The organism is Bacillus sp. SCT118, assembly GCF_058566435.1.
Window position 1 is genome coordinate 40,844 of record NZ_CP191225.1, and the last position, 19,769, is coordinate 60,612.

Genomic DNA, 19,769 nt, shown 5'->3' on the forward strand with positions numbered 1-19,769 from the left:
CTCCTTTTAGGGTAATCGAAATAACGAAAATCATCACAATCACTAGATGACCTGCTTTATAAGATAGATTTACAGGTGCTACAAATAAATACTGACGGCAGAGTAAACAAGCAGCAAACACATAATAGTGCGAAATGCTTTATCGTATTTGTCAAAGAGTTTTTTGAACACAGAGCCGAATCCTGACCATAGCAGCAGCGCCAGCCAGCCGAGAATGATGGCTAATGTGAGATAAAGAATGACCGATGTCATTGAATGCTGAAACGGAAGGATAAAAGCACTCATCAATGTTAAGAAGAACAGAATGCTTTTGACATTGATTATTTGAAAAATAAAACCTGATAGAAAAGAAGAATGCACATCTTCAGAATCCTTCTTTGCTTTTTTGGACATGCCGACCTGCCATGCCAAATAAAGCAGATAGACTGCACCTGCTATTTTGAAGTATGGTTCTGCAACCGGAATCCAATTGTATAGTCCTATCGTAAATACACCGCTGAGAATCCCAAGGACTGCAAAACCTGCCAAAATGCCGCTATTGAAACGCCATGACCCTATAAAGCCAAACTGCCGCGCTTCATTCATCATTAAGATGTTGCTCGGGCCAGGCGTAATGGATGTCAAAATCACATACGAAAGAAAAGCTATTATACTCATAAAATCACCTTCATTTACTAATGTCGTACGGGGCAGTTTTTATTGTATGATAATGATATCTATAAATAAAATTGAAATATAAAAAGTCATTATCATTTTTTTCAATAGATCATAAAAGGAGAAATCGTATGGAGATCAGACATCTTATCACGTTTCAGACCATCGTAGAAAAGGGGAGCTATACAGACGCCGCGGCGAAGCTAGGCTATACGCAATCCACGATCACCACTCACGTCCAAGCGCTGGAGCAGGAGATCGGAGGGGCGTTATTCATGTACGAGAAAAGGCGTTTAAGACTGACGGCTTTAGGAAGGGAATTGATCCCTTTAGCTGAAGATTTACTATCAACCCATGAACAAATCAAGAATATGCAAAACGTTCACGAAGTTAAGGGTGTGTTGAAAGTAGCGGCACCTGAGTCGTTAACCATTTCCAGACTTGGACCGATCATAAGGGAATTTTCACTGAAATATCCTCATGTCAAAATCATCTTAAGCAACGGCACATGCGGACAAAATCAGGTGGATTTGTTAAGCGGACGGGTCGATGTCGCGTTAATGGTCTATCCGGAGATCAATATTGAAAAGTGTGTTCATTACACATTAACCGAGGAGGAGATAGTCCTTGTGGGCAGTATGGATGGACCGGATCATTTTGATGATTACAAACAGGAAAACAACAGCCATTTCTTTATCACAAATGAAGAGGGCTGCAGTTACCGGTCGATGTTTGAACGATACCTTGTGAAGCATGACATCAGCGGTTTTCAAACGATGGAGCTGTGGAGTATCGAAGCAATCAAACAAACGGTTATGAGCGGACTTGGATTTTCTGTTTTGCCGTACATCACAGTAAAAGAAGAAGTGGAAGCGGGGAAGCTGAAAATTCTTCAGCATGGTGAAGCCCTTGATCCGATTTACTCACACCTGTTACTCAAAAAGAAAAAATGGCAGCTGCCTGCCGCAGAGGCTTTTGCGGAGCTTGTTTTACATTCAATTCATGAGCAAAAGGAGTAAGTGTCAGGCTCACTCCTATTCTATTTAAATTACGGCTGTGAGCTTTGGTTTTACAAATTTCATGAAAATCCCTCTGACTAATGGGCCCATAATCAGTAATTGCAATGGATAGGCCAGGATGAAATTTTTCAACACAATCATAAGATAAGCACTGAAGAGGCTGTCCCCGTTCAGCCCATTTGCTAGAACCGCTGTCACTAAACCGAACACAGACATACAAAGTACCATGCCAATCACCATACAAGTTGACATGGCAAGGATGACATGAATTTTTTTAGTCTTGTCGAACGGCATACGGAATGCAATCTTCTTGGCGAGGGGGCCCACTAACAGTAAATCGAACAGGAGGGCGACCATAAAACCGATGACCATTTCAAAAATGGTCATCAGCGAAAAATCCTGAATGGCTCTGTTGATGATGGCATTGTAAATCGACATGACGCAGACCATTCCAAAACACATCATCACGCCAAATATAAGACTCTCTTTTTTATTTGCTGGCATACAATCATTCCTTCTCTTCATAATCGGTGATTAGTATACCAATGAACTGTTCATGCTCATAAGTGACAAATTTGTGAACAATCTATAGCGCAGAATCGTCTTGTTTTGTCATCAGCACATGCGGAATGCCATCCAGCATAAATTCTTCTGATGCAGTCTGATAGCCTAGCTTTTCATAAAAGCCTGCCGCCTGTGTCTGGCCGTGCAATTTGAAGGCAGAAATGCCTTGTTCTTTCACAATACGTTCTAATGCATCGACGATTATTTTTCCCAGACCGAATTTGCGGTAAGGCTTCAGAATGCAGATTCGTTCCAGTTTCCCCGCGTGGCCAACGATACGGACACGTGCAGTGCCAACAGGTACACTCTGATGATAAGCCAAGATGTGCTGGCAATCACCGTGGAGTGTATCGAACTCATCGAATTCATCCGAAATGGGACAGCCTTGTTCCTCTACAAATACTGCCTTTCTGATTTCAAACGCTGTATGTAAATCCTGTTCTGACGTGATTTTTTTGACATTCATGCTTGAATCCTCCCTACTCAGAAAAATGGCTGATGACGTATTGTTTAAAGGTCTCAGCAACCGGTGATAAAAACCTGCCTTTTATCCAGGCAATTCCTATGACACGCTGACATTCCGGCCAGCTGGCGTGGATTTTGGTGATCTTGCTTTGGTCTAAGCCTTTCAGGTCTGGGAGAATAGATATGCCCAGTCCGGCTGCCACAAAACCTGCGGCAGTAGCTGCTTCTTCTCCTTCAAACATAATGTTCGGCTGTATATTGGCCTTCTCAAACAGCTCATCGACCGTCATCCGAAGCGCGTAGCCTTTTTTCAATAAAATAAAACGCTCCCCGGCAATCTCATTCAGGGTAATGCTTTCGCGACTGGCTAATGGGTGATCATTTGGCACAAATACAAAGAGTTCTTCACTCCACAGCTTGATCCATTGGATCGGATTTTCAGGCTTAATCGAAGCGAGGAGACAGAGGTCCAGATCCCCGGATTTTAATCGTTCAAGCAGCCAATAAGAGTGGTTTTGCTTCAGCTGGAAGGCAATGTTGGGATATTCCTGCTGAAAGGAGCCGATGAGATCGGGCACGAGCGTGGTGCCTAATGTATGCAAAAAACCGAGAGAGACTACGCCTTGGTCTGGCTTTAATAAAGCTTGGATTTCTTCTTTTCCTTCGGTGTACTCTTTCATCATCGCCTGAACCCGCCGCAAAAAAATGTGTCCGTATTGATTTAAGCTAATGGATCGTCCTTGCCTGTCAAATAGCGGGACACCCAAATGATTTTCCAGCCTGGCGATAGAGCGTGAAAGCGCAGGCTGTGTGATGGAGAGGCTTTTTGCAGCTTTCGTCACATGCTGCATCCGGGCGAGTGTTTGAAAATATTCAAGTTGTTCCCATTCCAATTATCATCCCTCCTTATTACATATAAGCATGAAAAGGATATTTTATATGCATTATACAACATATATCAACGGTGCTAAGATAATAATATAAACAGACTCGAGGATGTTTGAAATCGGAAGAAATAAAGGATGGTTGTTTATGAATTACAGTGCTCCACAACATGATGAGGGACCGATAAAGTCCCGATGACATACATTCAAAAAGGCACACCGGTTTTTCGAAAAATTACGTTTGCTTTCTTCGCTGCGGGTTTCAATACATTTGCGATTCTATATTGCGTACAGCCGCTCATGGAGGAATTCACTAGGGAATTTCATGTGACGCCTACTGCGGCGAGTCTTTCTTTATCTGTTACCACAATGCTGTTAGCTGTGAGCATGCTTGTCTTTGGTTCATTATCCGAGGTGTGGGGGCGCAAGCCGATTATGGGTATTTCCATGCTGGCCGCATCGGTTCTCTGTCTGGCATCGGCCTTTAGTCCGAACTTTCATACACTGCTCGTATTGAGAACCGTTCAAGGCGTTGCGCTCGCAGGCCTTCCGTCGATTGCGATGGCTTATCTTGGAGAAGAAATTGAACCCGGAAGTCTTGGATCAGCGATGGGGCTGTATATCAGCGGAAACGCAATCGGCGCCGTTTTCGGAAGGATCGTTTCCGGGCTCCTGAGCGAGTACTTGAATTGGCATATGGCGATGGGGTCAATTGGTGTCATTAGTTTGATTGCTAGTATTATATTTTTTATGAATTTGCCGCCATCCAGGCATTTTACGCCAAGAAAATTGAAGCTCGGGAAATTGGGAATGTCTCTGATCGGCCACTTGAGGGACCGTAAACTATTCAGCTTGTTTCTCATTGGTTTTTTACTGCTCGGAAGCAATGTTGCATTGTTTAATTACATTGTGTACGTGCTGTTGGGCCCGCCGTATTCGCTTAATAAAGCATTTTCCAGCTGGATCTTTATTGTGATGATTGTAGGCATTTTCAGTTCGTCTTTCATTGGAAGGATGGTTGATCGGTATGGCTATCCGAAAATATTGGTGATGAATATTTTCATCGTCATTGCAGGTGCTTTATTCACGATAAACAGTATGCTGGCAGTGAAAATTCTGGGAATTGCCCTCTTTACATTCGGTTTTTTCGGAGGGCATTCAGTTGCCAGCAGCTGGGTGGGCAGGAGAGCCCTTCACAACAAAGCACAGGCTTCATCGCTGTATTTGTTCTTTTATTACGCCGGTTCAAGTGTTTTCGGAACAATCGGAGGGCTATTCTGGTCTGGTTTTCACTGGCTGGGCGTTGTCGGTATGATCACCTTCATGCTGCTGGTTGCGTTATGGCTGTCGGGATACTTGGCAAGAAGTGTGAAAATGCCGGATAAAAGGAACGAAAAAGGATTGAATTGATCAGTAAAAAAGGACCGTTAGCGGGTCCTTTTTTATTTCCAATGGGCAGGGATTCGTACAGACAGCGGCAGCTTTGTGTTCGAATCGCCGTTGGCGGCGTTCACCTGTGCCTGTGTCAGAAAGATGCTCCCGGTCAGGTCGGCGCCTCTGAGATCAGCGTCTCTCATATCTGCACCGATAAAGTCTGTCATTCTCAAATCGGCATTTCTCAGATCTGCGGCTATGAGCAGTGCCCCTCTTAGGTTTGCTCCTCGCAAATCAAGCCCTTTCAGTTTCGCGCCGATCAGGACACTTCCCTGGCTGACTTTTTTCGGGAGTTTTGGATGGCGGGCTTGGGCACGCACCAGTTCACTCGTTTTTAACAGCCATTCATTGACCTCAGCTCGATGCTCGTCCACCTGCAGTGTCAGCAAGCGCTCTTTGCTGAGTCTGGTGAGCCTTTCTATTTTTTCGAAACTGGTTCTCAGTTCAGAATGAATCGGCTTGGCTATATCTATAGGTAGAGCTTCATGTAAATACCAGAGCATTTCGTGCAGCTGCTGCATGATAGGAAAAACGTCAAACATCTGGTTGGCCGTTTCGGGGCTGTTTCGCCAATCCTTTCCCTCATAAGTGATTTGGGATACTTTTTGGCCGGCGCCAAAGCATTCATATGCAGAGCAGCCTCGAAATCCTTTTTCTCTGAGATCTTTATGTATCGAACATTGATAGTTTGATTGTAAGTTGCGGCAAGGCGTGCCCCCGTCTTTATCAAAAGCAAAATCTGCCGACTTCGCATAAGGCAAGGCGACACAGCACAGGCCAAAACAGTGCTGGCAATCCGCACTTAAATCATGATGTATATTGTCATGTAACGTTACTTCCGCAGACAATAATGTCCACCCCTTCACTTGGGTACTTTGTTAAATATATCCATTTGATTATATAGGAAATATTGATACTTTTCATTTTGTTTTTACGGCTTCAGCTGGGCAAACGATGTATAATATATCCAATCATGATGATTGGGGGAATTCATTTGGAACAGCAATTGAAAGACATCATCTCTGCATGTGATTTGGCAATTCAAAATGAAGATTTTGATACACTGATGAATTATTATTCGGAAGATGCCGCTTTAGTTGTGAAGCCGGGCATGATCGCGCGAGGCAAAGAAGAAATCAAAAAAGCGTTTATCACGATTGCGAATTATTTCAATCATCATATTGTCCCGACACAAGGGGAAATGATCCTGTTGGAAGCAGGTGACACGGTACTTGTCCTTTCTCAGACACTGCTTGATTCGGATAAAAAGGACTCCGAGTATACGATGGAAAGAAGGGCGACCTATGTATTTAAGAAGAATGCGCAAGGCGAGTGGCTTTGTGTAATCGATAATTCATATGGTACGGATTTAATTGGTGTGTAAGATATGTCTTTGATGTGCCATTCCTGCATATAATGATTCATTCAGCTGATTAGGGAAGGTGACACAATTGAATGTGTATGACATCAGAATGGCTCCTTATTGGTTTTATGAAGGCAGAGGACTTGTTCAACATCCATACGTATTTCGGCAGCCTGTCTCCTCACGTGCAATCATTGCATCTACCCGCGGCGATGTCACGGGAGACGGCGTTATTGACGAGGTCTTTCTAACTGGAAATCAAATACCCGGCAGCCCGTTATGGAGAAATATCACATTGGTGATCCGTGATGGCAGAACCCATCAGGAGCAGCAGATTCAGCTTCAAAACAATATGGGATACAATCCGTCACTTTTTCTGGGGGATATGACAGGCGACAAGATTGAGGATGTGGCAGTGGTAATGGACACAGGGGGAAGCGGCGGTGCTATTTATGCATATGTGTTTGCCTATCTAAACAGGCAGTTCCGGCGAATTTTCAATTCAGATGTATTGAATGATGAATTAAAGTACAGTGTGAGGTATCAAAATCAATATAAAGCGAGCGTCATCAGTCATCAGCAAAACGAAAGGTATATCCTCGACCTTACTTACAAGGGCAGGGAATATTTGAATGAGATTTATAACAGCCAAGGTGTGTTAAAAATGCCGATAGAAGGATGGGTGAATCCTTTATCGGGTTTGTATCCGGTTGATTTTGACAGAGACGGTGTATACGAATTATTGGCGTACCAGCGGATAGCGGGAAGGTATAACGCCGACTCATTGGGATATGTTCAAACCGTATTGAAATGGAACGGACGGCGTTTTGCCGTTGACCGGCAGAATGTTTCGATTGTTGGCGGTGCTGTCTCGTAATCCTGATGGCTGTCACCCTATAAAGGGTGACAAAACACTACAGGTGTTCTGCAACGACAACCAAATAATAAGATAAACCGGTTTGCTGCTCTTCTAACATTCCTCTATGGAAATCATCTTGCATAAAAAAACGTGTTTGTTTTACGTAATCTTCTTTACTTGTCGGATGCCCGTTCTGATTTAGGAACTTAAGATGATTCATGACATGCTCTTGCACGGAAGGATCATGATACGTTACACCGTTTCTTAAAAAATCAGCCATCCTATCAAGAAAATGTTTAGCCTCTATTGCCATTTTGTTCATTTCATCGACATTGATTGTATGTGTATCCAATTCAAAATCGTAACGCTCTTTTAAATACCCATTTTGTTCTGCTAAAGATTGTTTCCATTCTTCAGCGCTTTCAAATCCTTTAAACATTACCTTGTGATCCATGTTTTCGCCTTTTCTCGTGTATTCTAAAGATGTGTTGACTGTTTGAATGAGACGCTGATACTTTTCAATTTTCTTTTCAAACAGCTTTTTTTGTTTTTCTAATGTACTTGTTCTTTCAGCATCCTCATTTAGTAATGTTTTAATTTCTGACAAAGGGATATCTAATTCTTTGTAAAAAAGGATTTCCTGCAGTCTTTTTAGTTCTTCAGCACCATAGTACCGATATCCGGCTTCGCTTATTTCCTTTGGGGCTAGCAAGCCGATTTTGTGGTAATGATAAAGCGTTTTAATTGTGACATTCGCAATATTGGATAGTTCTTTTACTGTTAATTTCACCATCCGACTCCTCCTTTCTTCTTTCACTATGAGGCCTTACCTTTGGTAGGAGTCAAGGATAAAATGGTGGTGTTTTCGTCCGAAGACAGCCTAGTGAATGTGGGAGAAAGAAAATAACACCTGGCGGATTCAAAGAAAAGAGTGCTTTTCAGCAAGCACTCTTCATTCCAGTTTAATTCGTTTTACATCCCCTAGTACAAACACATAAAAAACCAATCCCAGCAACAGCACAAAACCAGCTACCAGAAAGCTGAGCGTAAAGGAGCCTGTCACATCAAACAAATACCCTGTCAGTGACGCAGCAATAATGCCTCCGAACAGGTTGTTTGCGAGATTCACCATGGAGCTCAGCATGGATACGGAACCGATCGGCGCGAGTTCTGCGGAGATGGACCAGCCGACCGGAGCGGTTGCGGAAATTCCGGCGAGTCCGATGGAAATGCAAATAATGGCTACGGTAATATTGTTCGTCAGAATGGAGCCTAAAAAGAAAAAGCCAAAGCTCATTCCGACTATGATTACGGTTCGGTACACCTTGGTGTTAGGATAGCCTTTCTTAATAAAATAATCGACGAGCCAGCCGCCGACGGCAATTCCGGAAATGGTTGAGATCAGCCACGGCACTGCCGTAAATAAACCGGACGACATGAGATCCATACCGTATGTATGTTTAAAGAAAGTCGGAAGCCAGGTGAGCAGCAGGTTGAATGTATACCCGTACCCTGTAAATCCGATCATTAAGCCCCATACTTTCCGATTGGTGAAAAGCTTTTTTAAAAGCGGGCCCGTTTTGTAAGGGATTTGCTCTGTTGTAATGGCATTGTGTTTTTGAATATAGTTTAGTTCACTTTTAGAAATACGTTTGTGCCGTTCAGGCTGTTCATAATACTGCCAGAAAAAGATCGTAAACAGCACATTGATGCATCCAATCGTCAAAAAAGCGACACGCCAGTCAAATGTTGTGACAAGAAAGGCGACCAATGGCGCGCCGATTACATTTGAAAACTTGGCGGCCGAATCGAACAGTGAGTTTGCCAATCCCCGCTCACTTGGAGGAAACCAGAGAGCGGTTGCCTTAGAGGCAGCAGGGAACGCAGAGGCGCTCGTCAGCCCAATGAGAAACCTGAACAGATACAGCAGCAATTTTCCTTGCAAAAAAGCAAGAAGGATCGTTAAAAAGCTCCATATTGTCATTCCAACCCTCGTGACCCATGCGACCCCAAAACGGTCCAGCAAACTTCCGACAGGCAGCTGCATCAGTGTATAGGAATAGGTGTAAATGGAAAACACGATGCCGAGTTCAGTTGCAGTAAGGTGAAACGAATCTTGTATCGCAGGGGCCGCTACCGAGATGGCCACTCGGTCAAAATAATTAAGAATAATAATGCCGCTAAGTAACGAAGATATGTACCATCTGGTATGCCCAGGCCGTTTCACGCGCTCTTGACTCATGATGAAAACCTCCTCTGTCATAGCATGATCTCCTGATGGAAAAACCATTCAAATTTTAAATACCACAGCGCGCTTTTATATAAACGGCAGGAATTTGACTGGAACAGATCGGTGCTTTAGAATGAAAGTAATAAAAATGAACACTCCAAAGGGGAGTAGCTTTCACAGTAAAGTCGTCATTACGGGACAAGGTGTCCTCGGCTTTGCTGGCAATCTCATTGTTAGCGAGACCTTTGCCAAATCTGATTTGGTGAAGGTCTTTTTGTTTCAGGAACTTCACCAAATTGGTGGAGTTTTTTCATTTTTATCAAAAAGGGAGAGGAGCATCAGAATGTCTAAGCTGAAAAAGTGGCTGAAGCGTGAATTGGTGAGGAAAGGGCTGCCGTTAGCGAAAGAGAAATTGATTCCGATCTTTAAAGAAAAAATGAAAAAGAAACGATGAGGGGGCTGAAGATGAAGATCATTTTGACAGTACTTGCCGGAGTGGGACTTTTGAGTGCAGGCGGATGCGGCATGCTTGATCAGGTGAACGACGGATTGAACTATACGAGTGAAGCAGCTGGTTATGTGGAGAAGGTGAAGACATTTGCAGAGGAAGCGCCTGAATTGGCTGAGAAAGCTGTAAATGACACCGAGGCGAAAGAAAAACTTGAAGCGCAGCTTGAGTCGATTCAGAAGGCTGCCGCTGATTTTAATGAATTAACGCCGCCTGATGCCGCAGCGGAGATTCATCAAACCATTCAGGAGCATAACGAAACCTTGCAGAAAAGCGCTGAAGATGTGTTGAAACAAGCAGAGGAAGGCAAGGTATCGCTTAAAGAATTGGAGCAGTCAGACCTGGTCCAAAACGCAAAGCAAATTACTGATGTGATGGGACAAATTGAGAAGCTGGGTGAATAAGAAAAAGCATCCCGACGCGGGATGCTTTTTGCTTATTCAGCCATTGCGTCTGTTAAGACAGGAACGACTTGTTTTTTACGGGAAACAACGCCTTTCAAGAGGGCTGTGTTGTTTTCTAATGTAACGTTGAACGCTTTTTCCACTTTCGCTGCTTCGTTACCGATTGCAAGAGCAAGTGAATCATTTTCTAAGATATCTGTGATAACGAGAAGGAACAGATCAAGATTCTTCTCAGCCACAACTTTTGAGATCACAGCTTCTAATTCAGCTTGGCGTTTTTTCACATCTTCAATGTCCACTGTGTTTACTTGTGCGATTTCGACTTTTTTGCTGCCGAGTGTAAATTCTTTCGCATCAAGAGAAATGAGCTCTTCCACTGTTTTTTTGCTTAGATCAGCGCCTGCTTTCAGCATGTTCAAGCCGTATTCTTCAGCATCTACGCCAGCGATTTCAGCAAGCTCTTTTGCTGCCGCTACGTCTTGGTCCGTGCAAGTTGGAGATTTAAATAACAGGGAATCAGAAATGATCGCAGACAGCATAAGGCCGGCAATTTCTTTCTCGATTTTCACGTTATTCTCTTTGTACATTTTGTTTAAGATGGTAGCCGTACAGCCCACAGGCTCAGCACGATAGTAAAGCGGCTCAGCTGTTTCAAAGTTAGCGATGCGGTGATGGTCGATAACCTCTAAAACCTGAACCTCTTCAATATCTTTGATGCTTTGCTGGCGTTCGTTATGGTCAACCAGGATAACGGCGTTTACTTCGTTTGCAGCTGTTTCAACAAGGCGCGGGCTTTCTTGTTTGAAATAGTCAAGCGCGTATTGTGTTTCGCCGTTGACTTGTCCGAGGCGGACAGGCTCAGCATTGAAGCCGAGTTTGTTTTTCAAATCAGCATAAGCAATCGCAGAACAAATCGTATCTGTGTCTGGGTTTTGGTGTCCGAAAATAAGTATCTTTTCCATGATAGCTCCTATCCTTTTTTAAGTAGTGTAATCTTTATATAGTTTAACACGTCTTGCTGCAGGTGTAATCATGCAAACCCTTAAAAATTGATGTGAATAAGAAGCATTTTCTTTGAGCTAAGGAGAAAAGGTGTGTAAAATACTGGGTAGCTTAGTTGCAAAATGTAATGTAGTATCAAAAAAGGTACTATTGGAGGGTCAAGAATGAGTGGAAAAAAGAATATATACCCGAACAAAGAAGGCTGTCCAGTTGAATTTACTCTAGATGTTATTGGCGGAAAGTGGAAAGGAATTCTTTTTTATCACATGATAGATGGCAAGAAACGGTTTAATGAGTTTCGGAGAATCTGCCCGAGTATTACTCAAAGAATGCTTACTCTTCAGCTGAGGGAGCTGGAAGCGGACGGCATCGTGCATCGTGAGGTTTATCAACAGGTGCCGCCCAAGGTTGAGTACTCTCTGACGGAATTCGGGCGAACGCTTGAACCGATTGTTTTGCAAATGAAAGAATGGGGAGAATCCAACAGAGACGTGCTGGAATCTTATCGTTCGAACGGCTTACTGAAGGATCAGCAAAAATAGCAGCAAAGGGAACTCCTTTGCTGCTTGTTTTATTTCATTGAAATGGCTTTGTTGGCGTTTCTGACATCGTTTTTCAACAGTTCAGAAAGGTTGTAAGACGGATAATATCCATGCTGATACATGTATCGATAAACTTGGGCGTGCAGCTGGATGGCAGCATTCAGCTGTTTGACCAGTACGTTTCTTAATTGAGGTGTTGCTGTTTCTGTAATTGCGATGGCATAGCTGCGGACAGATGTTTTGGCAAAACCGAGCAGGTCACCGCTGTAAAATGGGTTATCTGTGCGTTCTTCTTCCTCATCCTCTCTGTGCGGAGCCTGTGGAAAGAACGGAAGAAGCTCTCTCAAATTTTGCTCAACACCCTGAATAGACACGTTATAAAGCTGTCTGAGCTGAGGGTCTTTTACTTCTCTTATCATTTTCTTCAGTTTAATGAGTCCGTTTGATTGAAAAGCAACCAGCTCGTGCATTTCTAATGTTTCATGCCAAGCCAATGTTCTGCGTTCATCCATGTGAAAATTCTCCTTTATCGATCAGATTCCATATCAGCATATGCCCAACGCTCAATGTTGTTCATGATGTTTTGAAGTTTTGAAAAAGGGAAATTCACCTTATATAGGATACGGGTTGAGAACATGCACAAAGAGGTGAAACACAATGTGGGACATGATAAAGAACTTTTTCTTGTTTAGCAGCGGCGTTCTGCAAGCAACAACCCTTTTACTGGTGATCTTAATTTTTATGTATGTCAGAAAAACGAAAAAGAAAAACAAGGAATCTTCTGGCTTTATGGATGATAAACATTAATTGTGATGGGCATTCTTTTCAAAGAATGTCTTTTCATTTTTTATGTTTCACATGAAACATTAGCGTCATTTTACTTGCGATTTGGACTTATGTTAAAATATAAAAGTAAAATTTAGAGATGATATAAAAACATTCGGTGCAAAGTATGTTGCAGCGATGAAAAAAGAGCAGTCGTTTATGCTGCTCTTTTCTATTCGTATGTTCAGGATGATACGAGGTGACTAAGTGAAACAAACGAGAGCTTTAATGGAAGGTGCTATTTTAATCAGTCTGTTTGCGATCATCACGCTTCTGGTCGTTTATGTTCCTGTGATTGGAACAATTCTGTTATTTGCACTGCCGCTGCCAATGATCTTGTATACGATCAGACATGGATTGAAGCTAGGGATATGGATGGGCGCTGTCAGTCTTCCGGTTGTTTTTATTGTCGGGTCCTTTAACGGGCTTATTGTAGCTTTTATGTCAGCTTGCGCCGGCATTGCCATGGGACATTTTTTCAAAAGGAAAGAGCCCGGGCACGCCATTATTTCGGGCGCTCTTATTTATATGCTTAGTATTGTCTTCTATTTTGTGATAAGCATTCAGTTTTTGGGTATCAATATCATTGATGAGGCGATGACACAATACCGGCAATCTCTTGATATTGTAGAAACTGTAGTGAAGCAGTCGGGCAATGCTGAACAGTTTGAAAAGCAATTAAAACTGATGGAAGAACAATTGGGTATCGTTCAATATCTTTTTCCAACAGCTATTGTGATGGTAGGAGTTATTTTTTCTTTCCTCAGTTACCTTATCGCTAAGCCGCTCTTAAGGCGATTCTCCCCCGATATTCCTAATCTAAAGCCTTTTAGAGAGTTGAAGTTTCCGCAAAGTGTTGTAGTACTGTATTTGATTATTGTCATGCTCTCATTTTTGCCTTTAGAAAAAGGCCAAATGCTGTACTCTATCGCTTTAAATGGGGAGTTTATACTCGGGTTTCTGATTTTCATCCAAGGTTTATCATTTATCTTTTTCTATTGCCATAAGAAACAATATCCAAAGGCTGCGGCTGTGATTGCTGTCATACTTGGGTTTGTGCATCCGGTCTTCATGGCAGCCATTCGCATTTTAGGCGTTTTAGATATGGGCTTTCATATAAGGAATAAGGTGAAGTGAACATGAGTTTTACTCACATGGTGGGGAGTGATAGAAATGCCAAGCTTTTATGAAAAACCGCTGTTTCGGTATCCCATCTATGCATTGATTGCTCTGTCAATTATTACAATCCTCATCAGCTTTTATTTTAACTGGATATTAGGAACCGTCGAAGTGCTGCTGCTGGCAGTTATTTTGTTTTTTATTAAGCGTGCTGATTCTCTTATTCGACAAGAGATTGATGCTTATATTTCTACGTTGTCCTACAGGTTGAAAAAAGTCGGTGAAGAGGCATTGATGGAAATGCCGATTGGAATCATGCTTTTTAATGACCAATATTATATAGAATGGGCAAATCCGTTTCTTTCCTCTTGCTTTAATGAAAGCACTTTAGTGGGGAGATCACTTTACGATACTTGTGAATCGGTAGTGCCGCTTATCAAACAAGAGGTGGAATCGGAAACGGTTACATTGAATGACCGCAAGTTTAGGGTTGTCATCAAACGGGATGAGCGTCTCTTATATTTTTTTGATGTAACAGAACAAATTCAGATTGAAAAGCTATATGAAAACGAAAGAACCGTCCTGGCATATATTTTCCTTGATAACTATGATGATGTGACACAAGGATTGGATGACCAGACGAGAAGCACGATGAACAGCCAGGTGACATCTTTGCTGAACGCTTGGGCGCAGGAGTACGGGATCTTCTTGAAAAGGACGTCTTCAGAACGCTTTATCGCTGTACTTAATGAACACATCTTAACTGAACTCGAAAATTCGAAGTTTTCGATTCTTGATGAAGTGCGGGAAAAAACCTCATTTGACGGTGTAGCGCTGACGTTAAGCGTCGGTGTCGGGGCTTCAGTCTCTTCCCTGAAAGAACTTGGCGATTTGGCGCAATCCAGCTTGGACTTAGCACTGGGACGCGGCGGAGACCAGGTAGCCATTAAGCTGCCAAACGGCAAGGTGAAGTTTTACGGCGGTAAAACAAACCCAATGGAGAAACGAACAAGGGTGCGGGCCCGCGTGATTTCTCACGCCTTAAAGGAAATCGTCACCGAAAGCAGCAATGTGATTATCATGGGGCATAAATTCCCCGACATGGATTCTATCGGCGCAGCGATCGGGATTTTAAAGGTGGCTCAGGCAAATAACAAAGATGGTTTTATCGTGATTGACCCAAATCAAATCGGATCAAGTGTGCAGCGTTTGATTGGGGAAATCAAAAAATATGAAGAACTGTGGTCAAGATTTATTACGCCTGAAGAAGCAATGGAAATTTCCAATGATGACACACTGCTTGTGATCGTTGATACACATAAGCCGTCACTCGTCATGGAGGAACGGCTGGTCAATAAAATTGAACATATCGTGGTCATCGACCATCACCGCAGAGGTGAGGAGTTTATCAGAGATCCGCTGCTCGTTTATATGGAACCATACGCTTCTTCCACAGCGGAATTGGTGACAGAGCTGCTTGAATATCAGCCGAAGCGCTTAAAAATCAATATGATTGAAGCAACAGCCCTATTAGCTGGTATAATAGTGGATACAAAGAGCTTTTCTCTCCGCACGGGCTCGCGGACTTTTGATGCGGCTTCTTATTTAAGGGCAAAAGGCGCCGACACGGTGCTGGTGCAGAAGTTCCTGAAAGAAACCGTTGATTCCTATATTAAACGGGCGAAGCTGATCCAGCATACGGTCCTCTATAAAGATAACATTGCGATTGCTTCTCTTCCTGAAAATGAAGAGGAATACTTCGATCAAGTGCTGATTGCGCAGGCTGCCGATTCGCTGCTGTCGATGAGTGAGGTTGAGGCTTCCTTTGCGGTGGCGAGACGGGATGAACAAACGGTTTGTATCAGTGCGCGGTCGCTTGGCGAGGTAAATGTTCAGATCATCATGGAGGCCCTGGAAGGCGGAGGGCATTTAACAAATGCGGCGACTCAGTTGTCCAGCATTTCAGTTTCTGAAGCGCTGGAACGGCTGAAGCACGCCATAGATGAGTATTTTGAGGGAGGCGTACAGAGATGAAGGTTATTTTCTTACAAGATGTAAAAGGAAAAGGAAAAAAAGGCGAAGTCAAAAACGTAGCAGACGGTTATGCGCATAACTTTCTAATTAAAAAAGGCCTCGCGGTTGAAGCGAACGCGTCAAACATCAGCGCGCTAAACGGACAAAAGCAGAAAGAGAAAAAAGAAGCCATTGCCGAGCTTGAGCAGGCTAAGAGCTTGAAAGAGACATTAGAAAAACTGACTGTTGAGCTTAGCGCAAAATCAGGTGAGGGCGGCCGTTTATTTGGTTCAGTGACAAGCAAGCAAATTACTGAACAGCTCCAAAAAGACCATAACATTAAAGTAGATAAGCGGAAGCTTGAACTGCCGGACGGCATTCGTGCATTAGGATATACAAACGTGCCTGTGAAGCTGCATCCTGAAGTGCAGGCTGTGTTAAAGGTACATGTAAAAGAAGAAGCTTAATAGAAAAGAGGCTTGGATTCATCCAAGCCTCTTTTTTTTATTCCACGAGATAAAGAGTTTGCTGGCTTTCTCTGCCAGGTCCTCTTCGCATTCCCTGCACGCTGTTTGTGCTGCTAGAGGAACCGCTGTACTCGTCAGATGTTATTTCTTTTCCGTTTTTCTTAATCCAGGAAACAAGTTCACTGTTGCCTGAGTTGTTTTCGGACAGAAGGAAGTATTTCACTTTGCCTTCTTTGATCAGTTTTTTCAGTTCCGACACAGTCAGAATGGGATCCGTGCCGTTAAATCCGCCCATTGCCATAACAGATTCATTTTCGTAAATGATGTATGGCGCAGCTGTTACAGTTGTCAAAGTAGCAAATAAATATTCTTCGCCGGTATTGTGTTTTCTCAGATAGGACAGGAGCCCGCTGTCGACCTCTGAAGAGAACATGTTCCCGCCGTTTGCTGAGCCTTTGAGCTGCGGGCCGGATTCAGGAAGGACGCTGTTGCCACCGTATAGAAGCGGCGTTGCTGACCAGTAAACAGGTGTGAGAAGCAGAACGCACAAGCTGATGATAGTCAGCTGCTTACTGAACGGATGGCTGCGTTTAAGCATCAGAAGTGCAAGGGAGATGCCCAGTCCTAAGAGCCCCAGGACATACATCCATACACTGCCGATTTGGCTTGTATAAGCACTCAGAATATACACCTGGAACGCGGTTGTGATCAGAACGGCTGCCGGCAGAAGATAGCTGGACCAGTCTTTATTATTTTTGTATAAGCGGTGCATCGTATACCATCCGATACCAGAAAGAGCGGCAATCGGCGGTGCCAGCATAATCAAATAATACTGGTGGAAGAATCCTGCGATGCTGAAGAAGCCAGCCACGGGAACAAGCCAAGCCGCCCAGAATAGCGTTTCTTTCATTTCAGCAGCATGTCCGCGGCTATCACGGTACCAGCTGACGATTGCGCCCAGTAATCCGATCAATGAGAATGGAAGCATCCAGCTGATTTGGCCGGAGAGTGCTGATTGGAAAAGACGAAGCGGTCCAGGATCACCGATGCCGAACATATTCACGCTTTTCTCGCCTCCACCGCCAGGCCCTCCATTTCCAGGTCCGTTTCCACCTGTGGGAGGTGTGCCTCCGCCTCCATTGAGAGCGCCGGTTTGTCCGTTAGGCGGCTGAGGCGCCTGTAAATGGTTTCCGAATGAATGATTTCCGTTCTGAGAAAAAGATGAACCGTTGCCATTTGGCGCTTGCATGTTGTCTTGATTCTGCATGTTCCCTCCGCCAGCAGCATTCATATCACCCTTTGCCAATCCCGTAGTTTGCCCAAGCAGACGCTCTGTGCCGTTGTAGCCAAAGGCCAGTTCTAGCACTGAGTTGGTCTGGCTGCTTCCTACATAAGGCCGGCTTGAGGAAGAGGCTGAATCCACTGCAATCGCCCATGAGAGTGAAAGGCCTGTCAGAAGGACAAGAGACAGAAGCAGGGACCCGATTTTTTTCTTCAGAGAAACCCGGGATGCAGCCATGTAGAATAACACAAATGCAGGCAATACCATAAACGCTTGCATCATCTTCATATTAAAGGCGAGCCCAATTAGGGCAAATGCCGTCAGCAGCCAAACCAGCTTGCCTTGTTTTACTGCCCTAAGCAGACAAGTTGAACCGAGCAATAAGGTAAAAACAAGCATGCTGTCAATATTGTTTGTCCGGCTGACAGCTACTGCGATAGGGGTCAGTGCCATGACAAGTGCGGCAATGCGGGCCGCTCCAATTCCAAAAGTCGGCTTAATCATTCTGTAGACAAGGAAGACAGATCCAACTCCGGCAAGAGCCTGGGGAATGATGACACTCCACGTGTGAACACCGAAAATCAGTGCGAAAATCGTTTGAATCCATAACACGACAGGAGGCTTATCCACTGTCACAAATCCAGAAGGGTCAAATGACGCATAAAAGAAATTGTGGAAGCTTTGCGTCATGCTTTTTACAGCCGCCAAATAGTACTGGTTCGCTGTGTCCTCCTGCCAAATGTGATACGTATTCAAAAAAGCTGCTGCCAGCAAAATAAGAATAAGGGCTGCGTCGAATCGTTTGGTTTTCATCGTTTTTCACCTCTTTATGGTGTCTAATTGTAAAAAACAAATATGAAAAACTTATGAATAAACCATAAATATTCAAAGAAAAAAGCGGAGATATTTTCCCCGCTTTTATGCTGAATTTCTTTGTTTTTCTGACTGAAAAATGTATCGATCTCGTCCGGCTCCCTGTCCAGCTGCTCCCATTACGATCAGGGCAGCAATGAGAAGCACAATCGGCATCGTCCAAGAATGCGTCTGGTCAAAGAGATAGCCGACAAAGATTGGCCCGACTGCTGCCAGCAGGTAGCCGAATGACTGAGACATGCCTGACAGCGCAGCGGCCTGTTGGGCATTTTCACTGCGGAGACCAATCAAAGTGAGCGCCAGACTAATGCTGGAGCCTTGCCCGATACCGATAATGATCATCCAGATGGCAAGCAATGTATGGCTTCCGCCCGCTAATAATCCGCAGAGGCCGATCAGATAGACTGAGGCCAGCACCGCAACGATACCGCGCTGCTGTTTCACACGGTCAGCTAAAACCGGTGTCAGAAAAGTGGAAGGCAGACTCGCAAATTGCATGAGTGATACCATCCATCCGGCTGTTGCCGTATCAATCCCATGTGAACGGAGAATTTCAGGAAACCAAGCGATGCTGCTGTAAAATAAAAACGATTGCAGGCCCATAAAGATGGTGACATACCATGCCATTTTGGAAGCCCAAATGGAACTGGATTGCAGCTTCATTGTCTGGTTTGCCGTATCTCGATGGCGCAGCTGAGGTATCCAGATCAACAATGCAAGCAAAGCCAGCCCGCCCCATAAGAGAAAGGCTTGTTTCCATCCGCCATTCATCTGGGTCGCTAAAGGAACGCTGACACCCGATGCTAAAGCTGCGAATATATTCATTGATGTCGTATACAGGCTGATCATGATCCCTGGCTTTTCAGGGTATTTATGTTTGATTAAGCTTGGCAAAAGCACGTTTCCAATCGCAATCCCGACTCCGATAAGTGCCGTTCCGAAAAACAAAGCGGCAGTATAGCCGGTAGAACGAGTCAAAACACCGATAAGCAGTATCACGAGACCTAGCCATAAAGTTCGCTCATTTCCGAGGCGCTGTCCAAGCTTAGGTGCAAGCGGAGAAAGAACTGCAAACGAAAGCAGCGGCAGTGCGGTCAAAAAACCGGCTGCCCCATTGGACATGTGCAGCTCTGCCCGGATAGAGCTGATGACCGGACCGACTGAAGTGATCGCGGGCCGTAAGTTAAAGGCGATAAAGATAATGCCGGTGATCAGCCAAAATGATTGGATTTTTTTATTATGTGGATGTGGCAAAGCAGTTA

22 protein-coding genes are annotated in these 19,769 nt (G+C 44.0%); 11 read left to right on the top strand and 11 right to left on the bottom strand.

Features of this window, described 5'->3' with window-relative positions; all coding sequences use genetic code 11:
* Positions 1-78: 78 nt before the first annotated feature.
* Positions 79-657 (bottom strand): LysE family translocator, encoded by a 579-nt coding sequence (locus ACQVGT_RS00240; RefSeq protein WP_015483972.1) that lies wholly within the window; start codon positions 655-657, stop codon positions 79-81.
* A gap of 128 nt (positions 658-785) precedes the next feature.
* Here ACQVGT_RS00240 and ACQVGT_RS00245 point away from each other — a divergent pair, with 128 nt between their 5' ends.
* Positions 786-1,673, top strand: a complete 888-nt coding sequence (locus tag ACQVGT_RS00245) for a LysR family transcriptional regulator (RefSeq protein WP_046340295.1) — start codon at positions 786-788, stop codon at positions 1,671-1,673.
* Between the two features lie 24 nt (positions 1,674-1,697).
* Here the strand turns inward: ACQVGT_RS00245 and ACQVGT_RS00250 are convergent, their stop codons facing one another.
* The 3 genes from ACQVGT_RS00250 to ACQVGT_RS00260 form a co-directional block, all read right to left on the bottom strand.
* Complete coding sequence (locus tag ACQVGT_RS00250) at positions 1,698-2,177, bottom strand: DUF2798 domain-containing protein (RefSeq protein WP_015385191.1); 480 nt, start codon at positions 2,175-2,177, stop codon at positions 1,698-1,700.
* An 82-nt stretch (positions 2,178-2,259) separates the two neighbouring features.
* On the bottom strand, positions 2,260-2,703 hold the full coding sequence (locus tag ACQVGT_RS00255; protein WP_015385190.1) for a GNAT family N-acetyltransferase: 444 nt from the start codon (positions 2,701-2,703) through the stop codon (positions 2,260-2,262).
* Positions 2,704-2,716: 13 nt separating this feature from the next.
* Positions 2,717-3,595, bottom strand: coding sequence for a LysR family transcriptional regulator (locus ACQVGT_RS00260; protein WP_015385189.1), 879 nt, complete (start codon positions 3,593-3,595; stop codon positions 2,717-2,719).
* A 186-nt stretch (positions 3,596-3,781) separates the two neighbouring features.
* Here ACQVGT_RS00260 and ACQVGT_RS00265 point away from each other — a divergent pair, with 186 nt between their 5' ends.
* Positions 3,782-4,996, top strand: a complete 1,215-nt coding sequence (locus ACQVGT_RS00265) for an MFS transporter (RefSeq protein ID WP_015385188.1) — start codon at positions 3,782-3,784, stop codon at positions 4,994-4,996.
* A 32-nt stretch (positions 4,997-5,028) separates the two neighbouring features.
* Here the strand turns inward: ACQVGT_RS00265 and ACQVGT_RS00270 are convergent, their stop codons facing one another.
* On the bottom strand, positions 5,029-5,868 hold the full coding sequence (locus ACQVGT_RS00270; protein ID WP_015483970.1) for a pentapeptide repeat-containing protein: 840 nt from the start codon (positions 5,866-5,868) through the stop codon (positions 5,029-5,031).
* Positions 5,869-6,014: 146 nt separating this feature from the next.
* On the opposite strand from ACQVGT_RS00270, the gene ACQVGT_RS00275 reads away from it, so the two are divergent.
* Both ACQVGT_RS00275 and ACQVGT_RS00280 read left to right on the top strand, forming a co-directional pair.
* Complete coding sequence (locus tag ACQVGT_RS00275; protein WP_015483969.1) at positions 6,015-6,404, top strand: YybH family protein; 390 nt, start codon at positions 6,015-6,017, stop codon at positions 6,402-6,404.
* A gap of 67 nt (positions 6,405-6,471) precedes the next feature.
* Positions 6,472-7,260, top strand: coding sequence for a YybI family spore inner coat protein (locus tag ACQVGT_RS00280; RefSeq protein WP_015483968.1), 789 nt, complete (start codon positions 6,472-6,474; stop codon positions 7,258-7,260).
* Positions 7,261-7,297: 37 nt separating this feature from the next.
* Here ACQVGT_RS00280 and ACQVGT_RS00285 read toward each other — a convergent pair whose 3' ends face one another.
* Together ACQVGT_RS00285 and ACQVGT_RS00290 are read right to left on the bottom strand one after the other, a co-directional pair.
* Entirely contained in the window at positions 7,298-8,035 is a 738-nt protein-coding gene (locus ACQVGT_RS00285) for a MerR family transcriptional regulator (RefSeq protein ID WP_015483967.1), read from the bottom strand.
* A 159-nt stretch (positions 8,036-8,194) separates the two neighbouring features.
* Positions 8,195-9,505 (bottom strand): MFS transporter, encoded by a 1,311-nt coding sequence (locus ACQVGT_RS00290; protein WP_014478548.1) that lies wholly within the window; start codon positions 9,503-9,505, stop codon positions 8,195-8,197.
* 100 nt (positions 9,506-9,605) lie between these two features.
* On the opposite strand from ACQVGT_RS00290, the gene ACQVGT_RS00295 reads away from it, so the two are divergent.
* Both ACQVGT_RS00295 and ACQVGT_RS00300 read left to right on the top strand, forming a co-directional pair.
* Complete coding sequence (locus tag ACQVGT_RS00295; RefSeq protein WP_041518161.1) at positions 9,606-9,926, top strand: hypothetical protein; 321 nt, start codon at positions 9,606-9,608, stop codon at positions 9,924-9,926.
* An 11-nt stretch (positions 9,927-9,937) separates the two neighbouring features.
* Complete coding sequence (locus tag ACQVGT_RS00300) at positions 9,938-10,384, top strand: DUF6376 family protein (protein ID WP_014478547.1); 447 nt, start codon at positions 9,938-9,940, stop codon at positions 10,382-10,384.
* 32 nt (positions 10,385-10,416) lie between these two features.
* Here ACQVGT_RS00300 and ACQVGT_RS00305 read toward each other — a convergent pair whose 3' ends face one another.
* On the bottom strand, positions 10,417-11,346 hold the full coding sequence (locus ACQVGT_RS00305) for a manganese-dependent inorganic pyrophosphatase (protein WP_015385181.1): 930 nt from the start codon (positions 11,344-11,346) through the stop codon (positions 10,417-10,419).
* 204 nt (positions 11,347-11,550) lie between these two features.
* Between ACQVGT_RS00305 and hypR the strand changes: the two genes are divergently transcribed.
* Entirely contained in the window at positions 11,551-11,928 is a 378-nt protein-coding gene (gene hypR, locus ACQVGT_RS00310; protein WP_014478546.1) for a transcriptional regulator HypR, read from the top strand.
* 29 nt (positions 11,929-11,957) lie between these two features.
* Here hypR and cotF read toward each other — a convergent pair whose 3' ends face one another.
* A complete protein-coding gene (gene cotF / locus ACQVGT_RS00315; protein WP_015385180.1) occupies positions 11,958-12,440 on the bottom strand; it encodes a spore coat protein CotF in 483 nt (160 codons plus the stop codon).
* Positions 12,441-12,585: 145 nt separating this feature from the next.
* Here cotF and ACQVGT_RS00320 point away from each other — a divergent pair, with 145 nt between their 5' ends.
* The 4 genes from ACQVGT_RS00320 to rplI all read left to right on the top strand — a co-directional run bounded on the left by ACQVGT_RS00320 (position 12,586) and on the right by rplI (position 16,352).
* A complete protein-coding gene (locus ACQVGT_RS00320; protein WP_003226909.1) occupies positions 12,586-12,735 on the top strand; it encodes a hypothetical protein in 150 nt (49 codons plus the stop codon).
* Between the two features lie 225 nt (positions 12,736-12,960).
* Positions 12,961-13,890, top strand: a complete 930-nt coding sequence (locus tag ACQVGT_RS00325) for a YybS family protein (RefSeq protein ID WP_015483965.1) — start codon at positions 12,961-12,963, stop codon at positions 13,888-13,890.
* A gap of 36 nt (positions 13,891-13,926) precedes the next feature.
* Entirely contained in the window at positions 13,927-15,906 is a 1,980-nt protein-coding gene (gene gdpP / locus ACQVGT_RS00330) for a cyclic-di-AMP phosphodiesterase GdpP (RefSeq protein WP_015385177.1), read from the top strand.
* Entirely contained in the window at positions 15,903-16,352 is a 450-nt protein-coding gene (rplI, locus tag ACQVGT_RS00335; protein WP_003226915.1) for a 50S ribosomal protein L9, read from the top strand. The genes gdpP and rplI overlap by 4 nt, the downstream gene beginning before the upstream one ends.
* Positions 16,353-16,389: 37 nt before the next feature.
* On the opposite strand, the gene ACQVGT_RS00340 is transcribed toward rplI, so the two are convergent.
* Together ACQVGT_RS00340 and ACQVGT_RS00345 are read right to left on the bottom strand one after the other, a co-directional pair.
* Positions 16,390-18,447, bottom strand: a complete 2,058-nt coding sequence (locus ACQVGT_RS00340; protein WP_015385175.1) for a glycosyltransferase family 39 protein — start codon at positions 18,445-18,447, stop codon at positions 16,390-16,392.
* Between the two features lie 105 nt (positions 18,448-18,552).
* Positions 18,553-19,761 (bottom strand): CynX/NimT family MFS transporter, encoded by a 1,209-nt coding sequence (locus ACQVGT_RS00345; RefSeq protein WP_015385174.1) that lies wholly within the window; start codon positions 19,759-19,761, stop codon positions 18,553-18,555.
* Positions 19,762-19,769: the final 8 nt, after the last annotated feature.